The organism is Phascolarctobacterium sp. (assembly GCF_030531065.1).
In the GTDB taxonomy this organism is placed as follows: domain Bacteria; phylum Bacillota; class Negativicutes; order Acidaminococcales; family Acidaminococcaceae; genus Phascolarctobacterium_A.
This window is the reverse complement of record NZ_JAUNOQ010000011.1, coordinates 59,098-76,859: the sequence shown is the minus strand read 5'-3', so window position 1 is coordinate 76,859 and position 17,762 is coordinate 59,098. Positions and strand designations below refer to the sequence as shown.

The following is a 17,762-nucleotide window of genomic DNA, read 5'->3' as shown; positions in this document are numbered from 1 at the left end:
TTATAAAAATAAGACCATGCGATGCATGGTCTTATTTTTATATACGCAGACATCTGCCGACAAGGACGCAGGCCTGACTGCCAAAAAATAAAGCATATACCTTTCGGTATGTGTTTTATTTTTATGATATAATGTTGACAGAAACTTAGTGAAGCGACGGTAGCGGTAATGAAAAATCTTAACAGTTTATATTTTTCCATACGCATACAGCAGCTGTTGGGGCAGATGTCAGTTGTTGGTACAACACTGGTTGTAGCTCCTATGGGTTACGGCAAAACTGTAGCGGTTAATCATTTTTTGCAGGCTCAGGAGCAAAAGGGCAATATCGTTATGCGTCAAAGCATTTATGGCGCCGGAAGAGAAGTTTTTTGGCAGGGCGTGCGGCGCACCTGGAGCAATCTGCCTCTTGGAGAAGCGCTTTCGCAGCAGACGATGCCCGCAGATACTAATAGCCGCGCCTTGGTTTTAGAATTATTTGCTAAGCTTTTGCCGCAAGAGGAATGCTATTGGTTTATAGATGACTTGCACTTGCTGGAAGATAAGACGGCGAGCGAGTTTATTTATGCCTTAAGTAAGGCGGGGTTCGCTAAGCTGCATCTTGTGCTGGCCAGCAGGGAGCAGATTTTTACGCAGGCGCAGCGTATGAGTTTAGGACAGCAAGTAATGCTTATTGATAAACAAGCTTTGGCTTTTACTCGCGAAGAACTCGCTGAGTACAGCCGACGCTGCGGTTTATCAATTTCCTCGAGATTGTTAAATTCTCTGCATGAAGCCTGTGAAGGATGGGTTTCTATTATCTATCTTAATTTTTTGGCTTACAGCAAATACCAACGGCTGCTGCTCGACAATAAAAGCGTGTATGAAATGATTACCTCGGTTTTATTAGAACCGTTAACGAAAACGCAGCGGGAATTATTGCTGTTAATGGGACAGCCTGAAGAATTTACACCGCAGCAGATAGCTTTTGTGTATGGGAATGATTGTACGGAGGAAATTTGCCGGCTATTGGATTTTAATGCCTTTATTATATCGCTGGCTAACGGCAATTTGCGCTGCCATCATATGCTCAAGCAAGCTACTCGTCACGCTTTCTCGCTTTTGCCTCAGGCTGAACAGCGAAGGTATTTCTGTCAGTTTGGCAAATGGTATGTGCAGCAGCAGGATTACGAGGAAGCTCTTGATTGGCTGTACCGCGGACAGGATTTTACCTGTCTATTGGCGGTAGTACAGCAGCTGCGTGATTGGTCAATGCGAGAGGAGCATAAGCAGCATTTATTCGATTGGCTGCGGGAATGCTCGCCGACGATTTTGTGGCAGTATCCGCAGGCGGTGCTGATTATAATGCGCCGTATGTTTTCTTTGAATATGATTAAAGAAATGCTGCAGGTTAAGGAGTGGTATATCACTGCGTTGGAGCGTAATACCGCGCTTACTACCGAAGAACGCAATAATTATTACGGCGAGCTGGAGGTTATTCTTAGTTTTTTGTCTTTCAATAGTATCACAGGTATGAGCAAGCACCATCGTAAGGCTTACCAATTGCTTAGCGGCGCGCCGCAGACCTTGAGCAAGCAGGGAGTGTGGTCCTTTGGCGCTCCCAGTATTCTTGGTTTGTACCTTAAAGCCAACGGCGGATTGCAGCAAACCATAGACGAAATGTATGATTGTATGCCGCCGTATTATTTGCTGAGTAATTGGCATGGAGCTGGAGCCGCAGAGGCGACAGAAGCGGAGGCTTTGCTTTTGCAAGGACGGCTGGATGAAATGGATATCTGCTTGCAAAAGGCTTATTATCTGGCGCGCAAGCATGAGCAGGAATGTATTACGTTGTGCTGTGATTTTCTTGCTATGCAGCGGGATATCTTCAACGGAATAGCTAATGAGCAGATAGAAAAATATCGAAGGCATGAAGGCCATGTATGGAAGCAAAGTGTGCTGCTGAATACTGCGGATATGTGCGTAGGCTTTTATTACGCGCTTTTAGGCGACTCGCAGCGGTTGCCGGGATGGCTGGCAAATAAAGAAAACGGGGAAACCATCGTGCTCTATCCTGCGCTGCCCTGCTGTAATTATATTAAAGCCCAGTGCTTGTTGTCCAAGCGTTGTTATACGGAACTTTTGGTGCGCTATGACGATTTGCAGGCAGAGTGCAAGCCCTATAATAATTTTTTGTGCCGGCTGTATTTGCTGGTACAAAAAGCGGCGGCGCTAGCTGGCTTAGGAGAATTGCCGAAGGCTAAGGCGGCGCTGGTTAACGCGCTGAAATTAGCTGCTGCCGATAATATTATCTTGCCCTTTGCGCAGAACATTACTCTTTTAAAGGAGCTGTTGGACAGGGAGCGCGGCGGCGAGCATTGCGAGCTGGTAAAAAAAATTTTAGCTTTGGGCCGACAGTTCGCAGCGGGACGAGAAAAAGTAATCCAGAAGGGCTCGGCAGGAAAGCTTTTAACAGCGCTGTCGCCGCAGGAACTGCAGATTGCGCAGCTGGCAGCGGCAAGGCACACCAACAAAGAAATTGCCGCTATACTCAATCTCAGAGAGGGAACGATTAAGCAATATCTTAACCGTATTTTTTTAAAACTGCAAATCGATACCAAAGCGAAGAATAAGCGCCATCAGCTAAGCAACTATTTTTCGTCAACTAACTAATGGTTAATTATTTAATAATAGGGTTTAGGCTATACTATATTTGACAAAGTAAAGCCAGACCCTATTTTTTTATTTGCTGGCGAAAGGAGCGTTAAAATGAAACGATGGCAAACTATTCTTTCCTCCTGCTTAATAGCACTTCTTATGCTGACAAGCGTTGTTTGGGCAGCTACCAAATATAAAACTCAGACTAAAATCGACGGGACTAAGCTTACCGTGCAGCACTATGTAGTAGGCAGCGGCAAGATTAAAAATTCCGCGGTGTTATTTGATAAGAAAAATAAAATTGTAGCTCGTTGGAACCCGGTTACGAGCAATAAATGGTATAAAATTTACGAGAATGGCTATAAGGACATCCGCTTTCTTCATTACGTTATAGATACGGGTACGCTGGCCGCCGGCAAATATCGTTTTGTTGCTACCACTACCTTCGATAATAAGCGCACGGTTAAGGACACCCACGTAATTAACTATAAGCCAAAGCTAACGATGAAATATAACAGAACCAAGGTGGTGCGCAATAGCAACGGCGACATTTTACAGCGTTTGTATTTCAAAAAAAGCGGCTCCAAAGGTAAAACGTGCTATGCACAGATTTTTGATAAGAGGAATAAGCTGGTACATAGCGTAAAGTATAAGGCGCAAAACGGCAATCAGGATTTTGCTTTCAGCTGGAATGGTTGGGGCAGAGGCACATCTGCTAAAAAATGCCCGAAGGGCATCTATACGGTAAAATACTGGATGGACGGAGTTAATCCCAAAACGGCGAAATTCCGCTTGAGCATATAAGGAGGGACGAATTATGAAAAAGAGAAATATATTCAGCCTGCTGATAACCCTGCTTTTATGCTGCTTGGCTACTGCTGCTATGGCTGCGAAAAGCGATTGGAAAAATGCTCAGGGCAGCTATGTGTGGACGGAAAGCAGCCAATATAATAACGGTATTTTGAATATCAAACCCTTGGAAGACGATATTTATCTGTTTGAATTTAAAGTAATGCGCGGCAGCGAGGCCGAAGACAGCGCCGAAGAGTTTCAGACCGCGGGAACTTTGCTGCTGAACGACGACGGCGTTGGCGAGGCGGATGTGCTTGTAGGCGAAGATGATAGCGTAATTATTCAGTTCGCTTTGGCGAATAAAACGATGACCGTTAAGCAGACAGGTAAGCTGCCCTTGGATATTCAGGGAGATTACCAATTTAACGAGCCAACCTTTGACGTTTCGGAAAACGCCGCTGTGGCGATTATCGAAAGTTTGCCGGCTAATTTAACAAGCCTAAGCGCGGCTAACCGGCCGTACCGGCTGCTCTATGCCGATGAAACGGTGGACGGATGGTTCTATCAGGTTATTGCCGTACATGAGCCTACTAATAGTATTATTGCTAAATATTTGGTAGCGGCGGATCTGAACGCCGTATATCGTAACGATGCAGAGGAACCGGGTTTGATTTATGGCACTCCGGAAAGTATGCTGGCCGCTAAACGGGTTCCCCTTGTAGAAGAAGAGCAGGACAATCCTCCGTATGTAGAAAACGGCGAGCTGCAGGGCAATACAGAGGAAGAGGATCAGCCCGCCGTTAACGAAGCGCAGGCTACGCCGCTGGTAAAAATTGCCGCTGAACAGGAAAGCCTGCGTGCCGGGGAAAGCACTAAGATTGTGGCAGAGCTTCCGGGTAATCTTGGTTACACTGTTGCCAATCTGCAAAGCTCTAATAAAGACGTACTAAAAATTGACGGAGATAAAATTGTCGGCGTAGCTCCCGGTACGGCGACTGTAACAGGTACGCTTAATATAGAAAAGGGTAAGAAAAAGTTTGCAGTAAGAGTAACCGTTTTTGAGCCTAGGCTGGAAGTATATAATATGCCGACACATATTAACATAGGCGATAAGCTGTCGCTGCAAGCTTTTATCACAGGAGAGGAAGGCGATGTAAAGGCTCAGTGGAGCGTTAATAATGAAAAAATTGCCGTTATTGAAAAAAATAAGCTTGTAGGTAAGGCTGACGGATTGGTAACGGTAACAGCAAAGCGCGGCGATATGCAAAGCTCTTGGTTCGTTGCCGTAGGCAAGGCAGAGCTGCCTATGGGAGCAATTGATGGGGACGATGACGACGACTATAGCTGGATGACAGGTATGCTTGCCGCCTTTATTGGCGGTATCGTTGCTATTGCCGGCGGCGCGCTGTGGTTCTTTAAAAGAAGAAAATGAAGGAAGGCTGCAGGCTGCTTTGAAAGCAGCCTTTGCCTTTAAAAAGAGGAGGGTATACTATGGGATTGATTAAAGCAGGTATGGGAGCAGTCGGCGGCGTTTTGGGAGATCAATGGAAGGAGTTTATTTACTGTGAAAGCCTGAAGCCGGACGTATTGGTAGTCAAGGGCAGAAAGCGGACTTCCAGCCAAGGGCGCAGCTCCAACACCAGTGCAGAAGACAACATCATCAGCAACGGCTCGGCCATTGCTGTCAGCGACGGTCAATGTATGATTATTGTAGAAAGCGGCAAGGTGGTAGAAATTTGTTCCGAGCCCGGCGAATTTGTGTATGATACCTTTACGGAGCCGTCTCTTTTGGCCGACGGCTTGAATATGCAAAGCGTAAAGAACGTTTTTGCTCAAATCGGCAAACGCTTTACCTACGGCGGCGATCCCGGTAAGGATCAGCGAGTGTACTACTTCAATACTAAGGAAATTATTGGCAATAAATACGGCACTGCCAGCCCTATTCCTTTCCGCGTAGTTGATCGGCGCATAGGGCTGGATATGGATATTGCTATTCGCTGCTTTGGCGAATACAGCTATAAAATTACCAATCCGATTTTGTTTTATACCAATGTTTGCGGCAACGTGGAAAGCGAGTATCTGCGCAGCGAAATTGACAGCCAGCTAAAAACGGAACTGCTGACGGGCTTGAACACGGCCTTTGGAATAATGAGCGAAAAAGGTGTGCGCTACAGCGCTTTGCCGGGCCATGCGGAAGAAATTGGCAGCGAGCTTAACGAAGTTTTGAGCAAGAAGTGGCGCGACCTGCGTGGCGTAGAGGTTATTTCCTTCGGCGTAAGCAGCGTTAAAGCCAGCGAAGAAGATGAAAAATATATTCGCGATTTGCAGGCTCTATCTAATCCTAATGCGCGGGCGGCATTTATGACCGGCGCTGCCGGAGCCGCTATGCAAACTGCCGCCGGTAATGAAGGCGGCGCTATGATGGGCTTTATGGGTATGGGTATGGCCGGCGCTCAAGGCGGCAACATGATGAACGCTATTAACCGACAAATGGCTTATCCTCCGCAGGGCGGAGGTCCAGACGACCCACAAGGCTATCCTTCGCAGGGCGAAGGTTTACAGCAGACCGCTTCTCAGGGCATGGCCGGAGCAGCAGCCTCTGCTGGGTGGGCCTGCTCCTGCGGCCATAGTGGCAATACCGGTAAATTTTGCGCCGAATGCGGCAAACCGCGGCAAGCAGCTCAATCTCAAGGCTGGACCTGTACTTGCGGCGCTGTAAATCAAGGAAAATTCTGTACGAATTGCGGCAGTAAAAAGCCTGCGGAGGCGCCGCTGTATAAATGCGATAAATGCGGTTGGCTTCCGCCCGATCCGAAAAATCCGCCTAAGTTTTGCCCTGAATGCGGAGATATTTTCGATGCGAGGGATATTCAGTAATTTATTGCCATGAAGAAGAGGTGAATTGTATGGCTGATACCAGCGTTAGTTATAAATGCTTGTGCTGCGGCGCTCCTCTAAGCTTTTTGCCCGGAGCGGATAAAGTAACCTGCGAGTATTGCGGCGCCGAGCTAGATATAAAGGTCGTTGAAGAAATATTTGCCAAAAAAGAAGCGGCTGCCGCACAGGCGCAGGCTGCCAAAGAAAGAAAATGGAATACAGCGGCGGCAGGTAACGAGTGGGAAAAAGAAGAAGCCGAAATGCTGCGAGCCTTTACCTGCTCCAGTTGCGGCGCGGAAATCGTCAGCGACGGCAATACTATGGCGACAGAATGCTGCTACTGCGGCAATCCCACTATGCTGCCCAGCCGCTTCCACGGTATGCTGAAGCCCGACTTCATTATTCCCTTTAAAAAAACTAAGGAAGAGGCGGTTGCCGCTCTGAAAAAATTCTATGAAGGAAAAAAGCTGCTGCCCAATGCTTTCACGGCTAATAATCGCGTAGAAGCTATTCAGGGAATGTATGTGCCTTTCTGGCTTTTTGATGCAGATATTGACGCTCAATGTATGTATAAGGCCAGCCGCAGCACCGCAGTGACTACCGACGACGAGGTTATTACTACTACCGAGTATTATAACTGCCAGCGCGACGGCGCTATGAAGTTTGAACGCATTCCTGTGGACGGTTCTGAAAAAATGGACGACGCCTTTATGGAAAGTATCGAGCCCTTCGATTATAGGGAAATGGCGCCCTTCAGCACCGCTTATCTGACCGGATATTTGGCAGATAAATACGACGTAGACGCCGAAGCGGCTGTGGAACGTGCAGACCGGCGCGTTAACAACAGCGCTAAGATGTGCTTGGCTAATACGGTGGAGGGATATGACAACATAGAGCCGACTGATGATTGTACTATAGTGAAAAACGACAGCGCTGTGCATTATGCTATGGCGCCTGTGTGGATTTTGACAACGCGCTATAATAACGATCCTTATACTTTTATGATGAATGGTCAAACAGGCAAGGTAGTGGGCAGTTTGCCCGTCGATTATGGCAAGCTGCGTAATTATTGCATTATGGTCTTTGTTATTGCCGCACTCTTAGGCCTTGCTATTGTGTACCTTGCTTTATAAGGAGGCTGTCATAATGAAAAAAATATTTTTAATCTTGACATTAGCGGCAGCAATGCTGCTTAGTGCAGCGACTGCCTTAGCGGCAGCTCCCAGCGTGATGGATAACGCTAATCTGCTGTCCCCTGATGAACTAATCAGGGTCGAACAAGCCTTAGAGCAATGCGAGCGGGAATACAACGTGCGTATAGGCGTAGTAACCGCCGCAAGCATCGGCGACCAAAAGCCCGGCGATTTTGCCAATGCTCTCATTGACGAAGCCTACAATGACGGCGTTAATGGTAATATGGTGCTGCTGCAGGTTATCGATCAGCGAAAATGGTATATTAGCACCGATAAAAAGCTGAAAGAGGTTATTGTAGGCAACGAAGGCGTGGAGTATATGAGCAAGGCCTTTGTTCCTTATTTAAAGAAAGAAGATTATGCAGAAGCTTATATAATCTATGCCAATAAGGCCGGCGAGCTTTTGGCTTATTACGAAGAAAACGGCGAGGGCTGGACGCCGGACAAGGAGTTTCCTTGGTTAGGTGTGTTGGGTTCGTTGGCCTTCGGCGCTTTAGCCGCTTTCATCTATCGGCTCGGCTTGTTAGCTACTATGAGCAATGTGCGTAAACAAGTGGAGGCCAATGTTTATCTTAATAAGGAAAGCTTTAGTTTACTCGCTACCGAGGATACCTATATGTATTCCACTGTGAGCGTTGTTCCTCTTGCTAAGCATAACAACAATAATAATGATGCTGACGGCTCCGTGACCGACAGTAGCAGCGACGGCGATCATGGCGGCGGAGGAGGAGACTATTAAAGGATAAGCGGCGAAGAGTCAGGCGTAAGCCTGGCTCTTTTTTGTATGTAAGGAGGCTTGAGATTTTTTATGCTCAGCTATATGCCGACGAAAATTTTTTTGCTATAATTATAGCAATAATAAAGACGAAGAAGGTGTGCTTATGTATTTTCAATACGGCGAGAAGGAGCTGACGTATCTTAAACAAAAGGACAAGCGCCTGGCCGCCGTCATCGAGCAGATTGGATTTATTAAGCGAGAAACCGACGACGACCTCTTTGCGTCCGTTGTACATCATATAGTGGGCCAGCAAATTTCGTCGAAAGCGCAGGCTACAGTTTGGGCTCGTCTGCAAAATTATTTGGGAATTATTGAACCGCAAACTGTAAACGCAGCGCCTGCCGAAGCTTTGCAGGCTTTGGGCATGAGTATGCGTAAAGCGCTGTATATAAAAGATTTTGCTGCGAGAGTCGTTGACGGCAGTTTCGATTTAGAAGCAGTAAAGCATATGGAAGATCAAGAAGCTATCGCAGCTTTGAGCAGCTTAAAGGGCATTGGCGTGTGGACGGCAGAAATGATTTTGCTTTTTTGTTTGCAGCGCCGCGATATTTTGAGCTTTGACGATTTAGCAATCCAGCGCGGCCTGCGCATGCTGTATCATCACCGTAAAATAACGAAAGAGCTGTTTGCTCGATATCGCCGCCGCTACAGCCCTTACGGCAGCGTCGCCAGCTTGTATTTATGGGCCATAGCAGGAGGAGCGGTAGAAGGCATGAAGGATTATGGCGCGCAGAAGAAAATAAATAAGAAGCAATAAATTCCGAAAAGAGGTACAACCATGTTTTTTAAAAATCGCTACGCTTCGCCTTTAGGCGAAATGATTATGCTCAGCGACGGCGAAAGCCTGACCAATCTGAATTTTATTGACGATAAATTTTATCCTGCTGCCTTGGCGGCACAGTCGCAGGAGGCGCATCTGCCTGTTTTCGACGCTGCCGCTAAGTGGCTGGACGTTTATTTTGCCGGCAATAATCCGGGGGCGTTGCCGCCGCTTTCCTTGCAGGGAAGCGCTTTTAGTTTGCAAGTGTGGCGGCTGCTGGCGCAAATTCCCTACGGCGGTGTAGTTACCTATAAAGAACTGGCGCAAAAGATTGCGGCGCAGCGCGGTTTGACCGCTATGTCGGCGCAGGCTGTAGGAGGCGCGGTAGGGCATAACCCCGTTTGTATTATGGTTCCCTGCCATCGTGTTGTCGGGACGAACGGCAGCCTGACGGGCTATGCCGGAGGCTTATGGCGCAAGGAAAGACTTTTGCAGCTGGAAGGCTTTGCTGTGCAAAATTTATTTGCCGTCAGCAGGTGAGTATGTTATAATTACAAAATTACAAAAAATATTTTTCCAAAGGAGCTGTTCCTATGCAAAATAGATTATATTTGCCCGTCGCCGCTTTGGCTTTGGGGCATTTGGTAACGGATATGCAGGCCGGAGCGCTGCCCATCGTTCTGCCCCAGCTGAAGGAATTATTTTCCTTGAGCTATTCGCAGCTGGCGGCTATTGTGCTGCTGCAAAATATTATGTCCTCGGTTATTCAGCCTGCCTTTGGTTATTTAACTGATAAGCGCTCTTTGCCGCGCTTGCTGCCTGTTTGCGCGGCGTTGGCGGGAGCTGGTTTTGCTTTTGTCGGGTTCGTGCCATCCTACGCGCTGCTTTTATGTACGGTAGTTTTCATAAGCTTGGCCAGCGCGACCTACCATCCCCAGGCCTCGAAGACGGTAAATTTTTTAAGCGACGACAGCAACCGTGCGAAAAATATGGGCCTTTTTTCCATTGGCGGCAATGCCGGTATGGCCTTTGGCTCTATGCTGATGACTTTTCTGCTGGGGCTTGCGGGCGGCTTGCGGAATACGGTGTATTTTGTGCTGCCAGGACTTTTAGTTTTTGGCTTGATGGCTAAATGTATGCCGGATTACCAGCGGGTCAATGTGGAACACGCGGCTAATGTCGCCAGGCAGAAGTCCGAGGGGACGGCGCAAAAATTTTCTTACTTCGGTTTATTTCTAATTTTATTTTATATTTTTATGCGCTCGTCCATTCATTCCGGCATTTCTACTTACCTGCCGCTTTTCTTCATTAAATTCCGCGGCTTTGAGCCGGTGGCCGCCAGCGCGTTGGTGAGCAGCTTTTTGCTGGGCGGCGTGGGTGGCACTTACGTCGGCTCGGTGCTCAGCGACAAGTTGGGCGCGCGAAAAATTTTGCTGGGCTCTATTACGTTGAGCATTCCGGCGATTTTTGCCGTGACCGTAGTTACGACGCAGGCTTTGGCTGTGAGCGCGGCGTTTTTATCCGGCTTTTTCATTATCGGGTCGTTTGCGACGACGATTATTCTGGCGCAGTGCATGATGCCCAATAACGTAGGCATGGCGTCCGGTCTGACGATCGGTTTCAGCGTGGGCCTGGGCGGCTTTGGCGTAACTATTTTAGGATTTTTGGCCGACAGGTACGGCTTGCCCTTTATTATGCAGCTTTTAGTTTGGCTGCCCATAGTCGCCGCCTTGGTGGCTTTGCGCATACCTATTCCGAAAAATTTGCAGAAATAAGCCGATAGGTGATGCTTATGAAAAATTTATTTTTAATTGGCGGGCCTATGGGCGTAGGCAAAAGTACGGCAGGGCAAATACTTAAAAAGCGGCTGCCCCACAGCGTTTTTCTGGACGGCGATTGGTGCTGGGACGCCCATCCCTTTGTGGTTAATACGGCAACGAAGCACATGGTTATGGAAAATATTTGCTTTTTGCTTAAAAATTTTTTGGCGTGCCCGGCATACGAAAATATAATATTTTGCTGGGTGATGCACGAGCAGAAGATTATCGACGAGCTGCTGGCAAATTTACCGGTGGACAGCTGCCGTGCGACGGCGTTTTCCTTGCTTTGCCGGGAGGCAGAGCTGCGCTCGCGGCTGCAAAAAGACGTGGACGCCGGGCTGCGTTCAGATGACATTATCGAGCGCAGTATTGCAAGGCTTCCTTTATATAAGGAGCTGGCTACGATAAAAATAGATACTTCCGGCATGAACGCGGAGGCTGCGGCCGACACGCTTCTGTTACATATAAAATAAGAGGGGTTAATCATGGAAAAAAATTACCGTTTAGGCGTTCTTTACGGCTTGGGCGCTTATTTAATTTGGGGCGTATTGCCCGTATATTGGAAGCAGCTGCAGCACGTAGAGGCTTTGGAGATTTTAGCCAGTCGTTTTTTATGGTCTGCTGTATTTGTTTTTCTGCTGATTGCGGCGACAGGAAAATTCAAGATCTTTTTGCAGGAGAGCAGGGCTATCTTCAGCTCCTGGAAAACAGGCGTCTGCATGATTTTAGCCGCTGTTACCATCAGCTTTAACTGGGGGATTTTTATTTGGGCCGTAGAGGTGGGGCGCATTGTGGAAACCAGTATGGGCTATTACATCAACCCGCTGGTCAGCGTGCTTTTCGGTATGCTTTTTTTGCGCGAACGCCTTTCCCGTTTGCAAATTATAGCCGTGCTGTGGGCTGCTGCCGGCATCGCCGTAATTATTTTTAAAAACGGCAGCCTGCCGTGGGTATCCGTGGGTTTGGCGGCGACTTTCGCTTTGTACGGCCTGTTGAAAAAGCTGATTAAGGCGCAGGCCTTGACCAGCATTATGCTGGAAACGCTTTTGATATCGCCGCTGATGGCCTATTACCTGTATTATTTGAGTCAGCGCGGAGGCAATATTTACCAAAGCTGCGATACGCTGACGCTGGGTTTTTTGATAGGCGCCGGCGTAGTCACAGCCACGCCTTTACTCTTGTTTACGGGCTGCGCTAAACTGCTGCCTTTAAATATGGTGGGCTTTATGCAGTATATATCGCCGTCGATTACGCTGCTTTTGGGAATTTTCGTTTACGGCGAGGACTTTACGGCGACGCATGCCGTTTCTTTTGGCTGTATTTGGATTGGCCTGCTGTTTTTTACTTATTCACAGCTGAAGCGTGTGGACTGATAGCTGGTATAAGTTGCGTTGTTGCGGAATTATTTTAAAGATGATACAATAAATAGCATGAATTTAGAGAATCAACGATATGGAAGAAATAAAAATACGGTAGTAAACCATCAATATATTGCTAGCGCTGAGTATAGACGCAAATTTGATAAAATTACCGATAATAAAGAACTTAGACGTACATTGTATAGTGCAGCTAAAGAAATGCTTAGTCATCGTAGTGGCACTCTTTTTGAAGATATGTATTGGTTGGATTTGGATACAAGTAAAATTATTGTCAAAGTAACGGATGCTGCGGATGAGAAGAAGATCAGCTATACTTTGGCAATATTAAAAGCAATTCAAGGCAAGAAAATTTTAACTATGCATACGCATCCAGACAGTTTTCCACCGAGCGATGCGGACTTTAGATCTGCATATCTGCATAATTATCATGAAAATTTAGTGCTTTGTCATGATGGAACGATATTTACTTATAATGCTCATAGTGATATAAATACAGAGCTTTATATGATGTATGTTGCAAAGTTCAAGAAAAAAGGTTATAATGAACGTGAAGCACAAATAAGTGCTTTAAATATGCTAAAGAGAATGGGTGGAATATCTTTTGAGGAGGTGTAGCTAATTATGAAATTAAAACCGTATATTTTGGATGATAAAGTAGTAATTCCAGACTACATTAAAGATATGACAGAAACTGAATTAGATAAAGAAATAGAACGCATCGAAAGAGAAGAGCTGTTAAGGCATCAGAGGTTAACAGCTATAGCAGTTTAACAAAATAACCTAAGAGGGGTTACTTGAGGTGGAAGATTTCATCCGATCTACACGTCGATAGTACAGATAGGAAACCCGAGATATGCGGAAGACTCGGACGCCTGCCAAGTAATCCATTGTAAAATCTAATAGTTTTTCCAACGCGCTTAGTAATTACTGGGCGCGTTTTGCGTTAATTAAATATTTTGTTAAGCAGGCGGTTATCTGTGTAAATGGGTAGCCATTTTTTTATCATGCCGTTAGCTAATCCTTTGTTCATTTTATTTTTATGATGCCGCATTTTTCTTAACGTAAAAATTTCGCGGCACATTTTAATTATCAGAAAAAGGAAACCTGCTTGTTCAAGCCTTTTGCCGAAGATAGCGTAAAATATATGTTAAATAACGGAGCGCGCGGTAAAATTTTTACTTGACAGCCTGAATCGCAGAATAAATTTAGACGCGCGGCTGCGCTTAACGAAGCGGCGGCACTATATCTAGGGCTGTGGAAAGATGCCGGGAGATGTTATTAAAGTTATCCACAGTTTGTGTATAACATGTTGATAAAGCGGTAAGAAGTGCATAAATAAGCCTTTTATTCAGAAAGCCTTTAGTGGATAACTTGTAGACAGCGCCGAGTTATGCACAAAAACTGTGGATAAGTTTGTGTATACTGTTGATAACCTGGAAGGCACAGACCACAGCTAGTAGTATTTTCCCCTGTCGCTGTTTGTCAAAGCAGAAGCAAATGTGCGCAGTTTATACGCAAACGCAGGTTTTTTACATAAAGTGCAGTTTGTGCTTGCTTTACGCGCCGATTTTAGCGATAATATTAGTATGAAAAATTATGTGTTTAAATGGAGGCAGGAAGAATGGCTTTAAAACAAGCGATAGCCGTAGCCGCTTTGCAGGAAGCGGCAGGCGAGGTAATAAATAAATCCGTATGCGAGGTTCCCGGCGGCTGGCTGGCTTTGGTGCGTACTGCGGACGGCAAGCGTTTGGCAGTGGCGGCTCAGGGAGAAGCTCCTTTGTGCGCTATGCTGAAGGAAGCGGAGCAAAAGACTGAGGTTAAGGGCGTGCAGGTTACTGTAGCGGCGCTTAACGCCAATAACGCCGCCGTTGTGCGCCGTTTTGTCAAATGGGCCGCGCCGTCGGCCTGCGGCACTCGCGGCGCCAGCGTGGGCTTTAGCGATTGGCTGGGCGAGGCCGACGCCTTTGCCGCCGAGCTGTTTGCTAAGCGTCAGCTGAAGCCGGTACTGGTAGATTATACTGCCGAGGACAGCGCCGCTTTGCAGCGCAATTTTCTGGAGGCTGTGGACGCCGCGACCTGGGGCGTGCTGGAAGCAGGCTGGCGCGAGGGTTACGGCGCTAACGCGGCCGGTTTGAAAACCGAGGAGGATATCGTTAAGGCGCTGCTTTACGGCTACAGTATGATTGGCTTCGATTGCAGCGATAAAATAAATTTGGATATTGAAAAGCTGTCCGACGCTGAGGTAGAAAAGCGCTTTGAGGAATTTAACGAAACCTTCCGCGCAGCGGTTAACGCATCTTATCTCAACGCTGAATTTAAAGTGGGCAATAGCAAGCTTTCTTTTGAAGAAACGCAGCTGCACCGTATTATTCTGGAATACGGCGAAGCGATTATGCACGTGCAGTTCATTTATAATTCTTATTTGAAAAATACGCCCTGGGATATCGATTTTGAGCTGTCTTTGTCCAAGCCGGGCAAGCTGCTGACGCCGCAGGAGCATTATCTGATTGCCAACGAGCTGGAGCGCAACGGCATTAAGCTGGCTGCCGTTTGTCTGGATATGCTGAACGAGGACGCGGCGCTGGCAGAAAATTTACAGCTGCACTGCGACATTGCGTCGGCTTTTGAATACCGCCTGAGCCTGGGCAACGCCGATATCGGCTTGGCCGACCCGGCGGCAGTAATGAAATACGCTAAGGGCAAGGTGCATTTCAAGCTGAACAATATTCTGTGGCTGAGCGCCGTCAAACTTATCGCCGCGAGCGACGCTGAGCTGTACGCTAAGCTGGCGGAAACTGCCGGCATCAGCCCCGCCCCCGTCGAGAGCTTGTGCGGTACGGAAGCAGGCCGTGCCTTAGCTTTGAGCTATAAAAAGGCGCTCAATCCGAAGGAGGCTGGTTTGGCCGCTGCCGTTAAAGAATTTTTAGCGGGCCATAAGGCTGAATATGCTGAAGCTGTGCGAAATGACGTGGGCAGCTTCCTGAAAAAAATATAAAGTGAAATTTTGGCAGCCGGTGCAAGGTTCAGCGTCGGCTGCTTTTCTCTGCCAAAGAGCGTGTGCGCAATCTGCGGACTTTGAATAGATATGTATACTGAAAAGGAGCGCAAAATAAGGCAATTTACTTTTTGTGCGCGGTTCAAGTACAAAAATCGGAGAATGCTTTTGTGTGGTGTATAAAAAAGCATTTTCTAAAATTTTTCTAGAAAATAGTTGACAAGTCGCTGAAAAGGTAGTATAGTATCAGTAATTTCAAATCGACACATAAAGGTGATGATTGGGAATAAAGATAAGTGCAAAGCTTGCAGAGAGCCGATGGTTGGTGCAAATCGGCGCGGAGCCTTATTGAGTAAATCACCCATGAACTCGTCAGCGAAAGTGAAAGCGAGTAGACTGATGCGCAGCGGAGGCGTTAGCTCCGAGCCGGTTGATGGACTGGTGCTGAAGTGATAAATTAGGGTGGTACCGCGTAATTTACGCCCCTACTTGCATATGCAGGTAGGGGCTTTTTTAGTCCATCAGAAAATGTACTTGAATGGAGGAGAGAAAATGTTTGAAAAGGTGCTTGTAACCGGACAAAATGACGAAACTTTATTGCCGCGTATTTTGCGCGTGCTTTCCAAGCAAGGCGCTCAGGTACGTTCTTTGCGGATGGACGCCGAAGCGGATACGATGAAGCTGGAAATTCAGTTGGACGCTTTAGCAGCCGCGCAGGTGGCTAAACTTTTGACCAAGCAGGTTGCCGTGGTGTCCGTTAATACTTTGGCCTAAGGGGGATGCAGCAATGAAGTTAAAGGGCTCGCAAGCAATCGTTAAGGCGCTGCTGGAGCAAGGAGTGGATACGGTTTTCGGCTATCCCGGCGGTCAGGTCATTCCCCTGTACGACGCGCTGTACGACGCGCCGCTGAAAAATGTGCTGACGGCTCACGAGCAGGGTGCTATCCACGCGGCGGACGGCTACGCCAGAGCCAGCGGCAAAACCGGCGTATGCATAGCCACCTCCGGCCCGGGCGCGACAAATATCGTTACAGGATTGGCAACGGCTTATCTGGATTCTGTGCCGCTGGTAGCGATTACCGGACAGGTGCCGGTGGGTAATTTAGGCCGCGATTCCTTTCAGGAAATAGATATTGTGGGCGTGACCGTGCCCATTACGAAATACAACGCGCTGGTGCGCCGCAGCGAGGATTTGCTGCCGACGCTGCGCCGGGCTTTCGCTATTGCGAAAGAGGGACGGCCAGGGCCTGTGCTAGTGGATATCCCAAGTAATTTGCAGGTAGCGGAAATGGAGTGGACGGAGCCTGAGGAGCAGGCGGTCGCCGCTAAGCCTGTTCCGGATAAAACAAGCCTGCAGCAGGCGGCAGAGCTGCTGAACAAGGCGCGGAAGCCGGTGCTTTTAGTAGGCGGCGGTGCGTTGAACAGCGACGCGGGCAAGGAACTGGCGGAGCTGGCTGCCAAGGCCGACCTGCCCATCGTCAATACGCTGATGGGCGTGGGCGCAGTACCGGGAAGCAATCCCCGCTGCCTGGGCATGACCGGTATGCATGGGCATATTGCGTCCAATATGGCGGTAGTCAACGCCGACGTTTTAGTCGTGGCTGGCAGCCGTTTCAGCGAGCGCGTTACCGGCGACCGTACCCGCTATGTAGGGCAAAAAACAATTATTCAGCTGGATATCGACCCTTCGGAAATCGATAAAAATATTGCCGTCAGCGTGCCGGTGGTGGGCGACATCAAGGCATCCTTGCAGGAGCTGCTGCCCTTGGTAAATAAAGCGGAGCATGCGGACTGGTGGCGGCAGATTAAAGCGTGGGACGCTACCGAGGACCACAGTCTGGAACACGGCGACCGCTTAACCGCTCCCTGGCTGATGAAGCATTTAAGCAAGACCTTCGGCGACGAAGCCGTCTACGTTACGGACGTAGGGCAGAACCAAATGTGGGCTGCACAGCATCTGACGGTGGATAAGCCGCGGCACCATCTGACCAGCGGCGGCTGCGGCACTATGGGCTTCGGCCTGCCTGCGGCTTTGGGCGCGGCCTTCGCCAAGCCCGGCGGTACGATAGTGCATATCTGCGGCGACGGAGGCTTTAAGATGACTGGCATGGAGCTGTACACAGCCTGCCGCGAGCAGAAAAAGCTTATCAGCATCGTTATCAACAACAGTTGCCTGGGCATGGTGCGCCAATGGCAGCACCTGTTCTACGACGCCCGTTATTCTTCGACTATTTTGTCGGATTTTGATTTTATCGGCTTCGCTCGTTCCTGCGGCGCCGACGGCGTGCAGGCGGCGACCTGCGAGGACTTTGCCGCCGCTTTGGAAAAAGCCAAGGCTGCTGCGGGACCCTTCCTTATCGAAGCTGTTATTCAGCAGGGCGATATCGTCGAGCCCATGGTAGCGCCGGGAGCGGTACTGGATGATTTTGTGAAGGTGGAAAAATAAGGCCGGTCATAAAATAAGGGAAGAAATATTTGCTTCAAATATTTTTAAATAAAAATACAATTAACAGACTTGAATCAAAGAAAAGAGG

At 48.0% G+C, this 17,762-nt stretch carries 16 protein-coding genes; all 16 read left to right on the top strand.

Annotation, left to right across the window (positions count from 1 at the left end; all coding sequences use genetic code 11):
- The first annotated feature begins 168 nt into the window (after positions 1-168).
- Positions 169-2,649 carry a LuxR C-terminal-related transcriptional regulator gene (locus Q4E64_RS08585; RefSeq protein WP_303167445.1) on the top strand — a complete coding sequence of 827 codons (2,481 nt, stop codon included), beginning with the start codon at positions 169-171 and terminating at the stop codon, positions 2,647-2,649.
- Between the two features lie 96 nt (positions 2,650-2,745).
- The gene (locus Q4E64_RS08580) at positions 2,746-3,438 is read left to right on the top strand and encodes a hypothetical protein (RefSeq protein WP_303167444.1); all 693 of its coding nucleotides are present in this window, start codon (positions 2,746-2,748) and stop codon (positions 3,436-3,438) included.
- A 13-nt stretch (positions 3,439-3,451) separates the two neighbouring features.
- Positions 3,452-4,858, top strand: a complete 1,407-nt coding sequence (locus Q4E64_RS08575) for a hypothetical protein (protein WP_303167443.1) — start codon at positions 3,452-3,454, stop codon at positions 4,856-4,858.
- 59 nt (positions 4,859-4,917) lie between these two features.
- Positions 4,918-6,303: an SPFH domain-containing protein gene (locus Q4E64_RS08570; protein ID WP_303167442.1), complete on the top strand. Its 1,386-nt coding sequence runs from the start codon at positions 4,918-4,920 to the stop codon at positions 6,301-6,303.
- Positions 6,304-6,332: 29 nt separating this feature from the next.
- On the top strand, positions 6,333-7,436 hold the full coding sequence (locus Q4E64_RS08565; RefSeq protein ID WP_303167441.1) for a hypothetical protein: 1,104 nt from the start codon (positions 6,333-6,335) through the stop codon (positions 7,434-7,436).
- 13 nt (positions 7,437-7,449) lie between these two features.
- Positions 7,450-8,235, top strand: coding sequence for a TPM domain-containing protein (locus Q4E64_RS08560; RefSeq protein ID WP_303167439.1), 786 nt, complete (start codon positions 7,450-7,452; stop codon positions 8,233-8,235).
- Between the two features lie 142 nt (positions 8,236-8,377).
- Entirely contained in the window at positions 8,378-9,031 is a 654-nt protein-coding gene (locus Q4E64_RS08555; RefSeq protein WP_303167438.1) for a DNA-3-methyladenine glycosylase, read from the top strand.
- A 21-nt stretch (positions 9,032-9,052) separates the two neighbouring features.
- Positions 9,053-9,574 carry a methylated-DNA--[protein]-cysteine S-methyltransferase gene (locus tag Q4E64_RS08550; RefSeq protein ID WP_303167437.1) on the top strand — a complete coding sequence of 174 codons (522 nt, stop codon included), beginning with the start codon at positions 9,053-9,055 and terminating at the stop codon, positions 9,572-9,574.
- A gap of 53 nt (positions 9,575-9,627) precedes the next feature.
- Positions 9,628-10,809, top strand: a complete 1,182-nt coding sequence (locus Q4E64_RS08545) for an MFS transporter (protein ID WP_303167435.1) — start codon at positions 9,628-9,630, stop codon at positions 10,807-10,809.
- A 17-nt stretch (positions 10,810-10,826) separates the two neighbouring features.
- The gene (locus tag Q4E64_RS08540; protein ID WP_303167434.1) at positions 10,827-11,327 is read left to right on the top strand and encodes an AAA family ATPase; all 501 of its coding nucleotides are present in this window, start codon (positions 10,827-10,829) and stop codon (positions 11,325-11,327) included.
- Positions 11,328-11,339: 12 nt separating this feature from the next.
- A complete protein-coding gene (gene rarD, locus Q4E64_RS08535) occupies positions 11,340-12,227 on the top strand; it encodes an EamA family transporter RarD (protein WP_303167433.1) in 888 nt (295 codons plus the stop codon).
- A gap of 57 nt (positions 12,228-12,284) precedes the next feature.
- The gene (locus Q4E64_RS08530; RefSeq protein ID WP_303167432.1) at positions 12,285-12,848 is read left to right on the top strand and encodes a hypothetical protein; all 564 of its coding nucleotides are present in this window, start codon (positions 12,285-12,287) and stop codon (positions 12,846-12,848) included.
- A gap of 6 nt (positions 12,849-12,854) precedes the next feature.
- Positions 12,855-13,004, top strand: a complete 150-nt coding sequence (locus tag Q4E64_RS08525) for a hypothetical protein (protein WP_303167431.1) — start codon at positions 12,855-12,857, stop codon at positions 13,002-13,004.
- A gap of 850 nt (positions 13,005-13,854) precedes the next feature.
- Positions 13,855-15,228: a tagaturonate epimerase family protein gene (locus Q4E64_RS08520; RefSeq protein WP_303167430.1), complete on the top strand. Its 1,374-nt coding sequence runs from the start codon at positions 13,855-13,857 to the stop codon at positions 15,226-15,228.
- Positions 15,229-15,780: 552 nt separating this feature from the next.
- Positions 15,781-16,002 (top strand): hypothetical protein, encoded by a 222-nt coding sequence (locus Q4E64_RS08515; RefSeq protein WP_303167428.1) that lies wholly within the window; start codon positions 15,781-15,783, stop codon positions 16,000-16,002.
- A gap of 13 nt (positions 16,003-16,015) precedes the next feature.
- Positions 16,016-17,674 carry a biosynthetic-type acetolactate synthase large subunit gene (gene ilvB / locus Q4E64_RS08510; RefSeq protein WP_303167426.1) on the top strand — a complete coding sequence of 553 codons (1,659 nt, stop codon included), beginning with the start codon at positions 16,016-16,018 and terminating at the stop codon, positions 17,672-17,674.
- Positions 17,675-17,762 lie beyond the last annotated feature (88 nt).

What these genes read in the sequence shown, in the direction of transcription:
- Q4E64_RS08585 (WP_303167445.1), top strand. Translation starts at nt 169, where the DNA reads ATGAAAAATCTTAACAGTTTATATTTTTCCATACGCATACAGCAGCTG.
- Q4E64_RS08580 (WP_303167444.1), top strand. Translation starts at nt 2,746, where the DNA reads ATGAAACGATGGCAAACTATTCTTTCCTCCTGCTTAATAGCACTTCTT.
- Q4E64_RS08575 (WP_303167443.1), top strand. Translation starts at nt 3,452, where the DNA reads ATGAAAAAGAGAAATATATTCAGCCTGCTGATAACCCTGCTTTTATGC.
- Q4E64_RS08570 (WP_303167442.1), top strand. Translation starts at nt 4,918, where the DNA reads ATGGGATTGATTAAAGCAGGTATGGGAGCAGTCGGCGGCGTTTTGGGA.
- Q4E64_RS08565 (WP_303167441.1), top strand. Translation starts at nt 6,333, where the DNA reads ATGGCTGATACCAGCGTTAGTTATAAATGCTTGTGCTGCGGCGCTCCT.
- Q4E64_RS08560 (WP_303167439.1), top strand. Translation starts at nt 7,450, where the DNA reads ATGAAAAAAATATTTTTAATCTTGACATTAGCGGCAGCAATGCTGCTT.
- Q4E64_RS08555 (WP_303167438.1), top strand. Translation starts at nt 8,378, where the DNA reads ATGTATTTTCAATACGGCGAGAAGGAGCTGACGTATCTTAAACAAAAG.
- Q4E64_RS08550 (WP_303167437.1), top strand. Translation starts at nt 9,053, where the DNA reads ATGTTTTTTAAAAATCGCTACGCTTCGCCTTTAGGCGAAATGATTATG.
- Q4E64_RS08545 (WP_303167435.1), top strand. Translation starts at nt 9,628, where the DNA reads ATGCAAAATAGATTATATTTGCCCGTCGCCGCTTTGGCTTTGGGGCAT.
- Q4E64_RS08540 (WP_303167434.1), top strand. Translation starts at nt 10,827, where the DNA reads ATGAAAAATTTATTTTTAATTGGCGGGCCTATGGGCGTAGGCAAAAGT.
- rarD (WP_303167433.1), top strand. Translation starts at nt 11,340, where the DNA reads ATGGAAAAAAATTACCGTTTAGGCGTTCTTTACGGCTTGGGCGCTTAT.
- Q4E64_RS08530 (WP_303167432.1), top strand. Translation starts at nt 12,285, where the DNA reads ATGAATTTAGAGAATCAACGATATGGAAGAAATAAAAATACGGTAGTA.
- Q4E64_RS08525 (WP_303167431.1), top strand. Translation starts at nt 12,855, where the DNA reads ATGAAATTAAAACCGTATATTTTGGATGATAAAGTAGTAATTCCAGAC.
- Q4E64_RS08520 (WP_303167430.1), top strand. Translation starts at nt 13,855, where the DNA reads ATGGCTTTAAAACAAGCGATAGCCGTAGCCGCTTTGCAGGAAGCGGCA.
- Q4E64_RS08515 (WP_303167428.1), top strand. Translation starts at nt 15,781, where the DNA reads ATGTTTGAAAAGGTGCTTGTAACCGGACAAAATGACGAAACTTTATTG.
- ilvB (WP_303167426.1), top strand. Translation starts at nt 16,016, where the DNA reads ATGAAGTTAAAGGGCTCGCAAGCAATCGTTAAGGCGCTGCTGGAGCAA.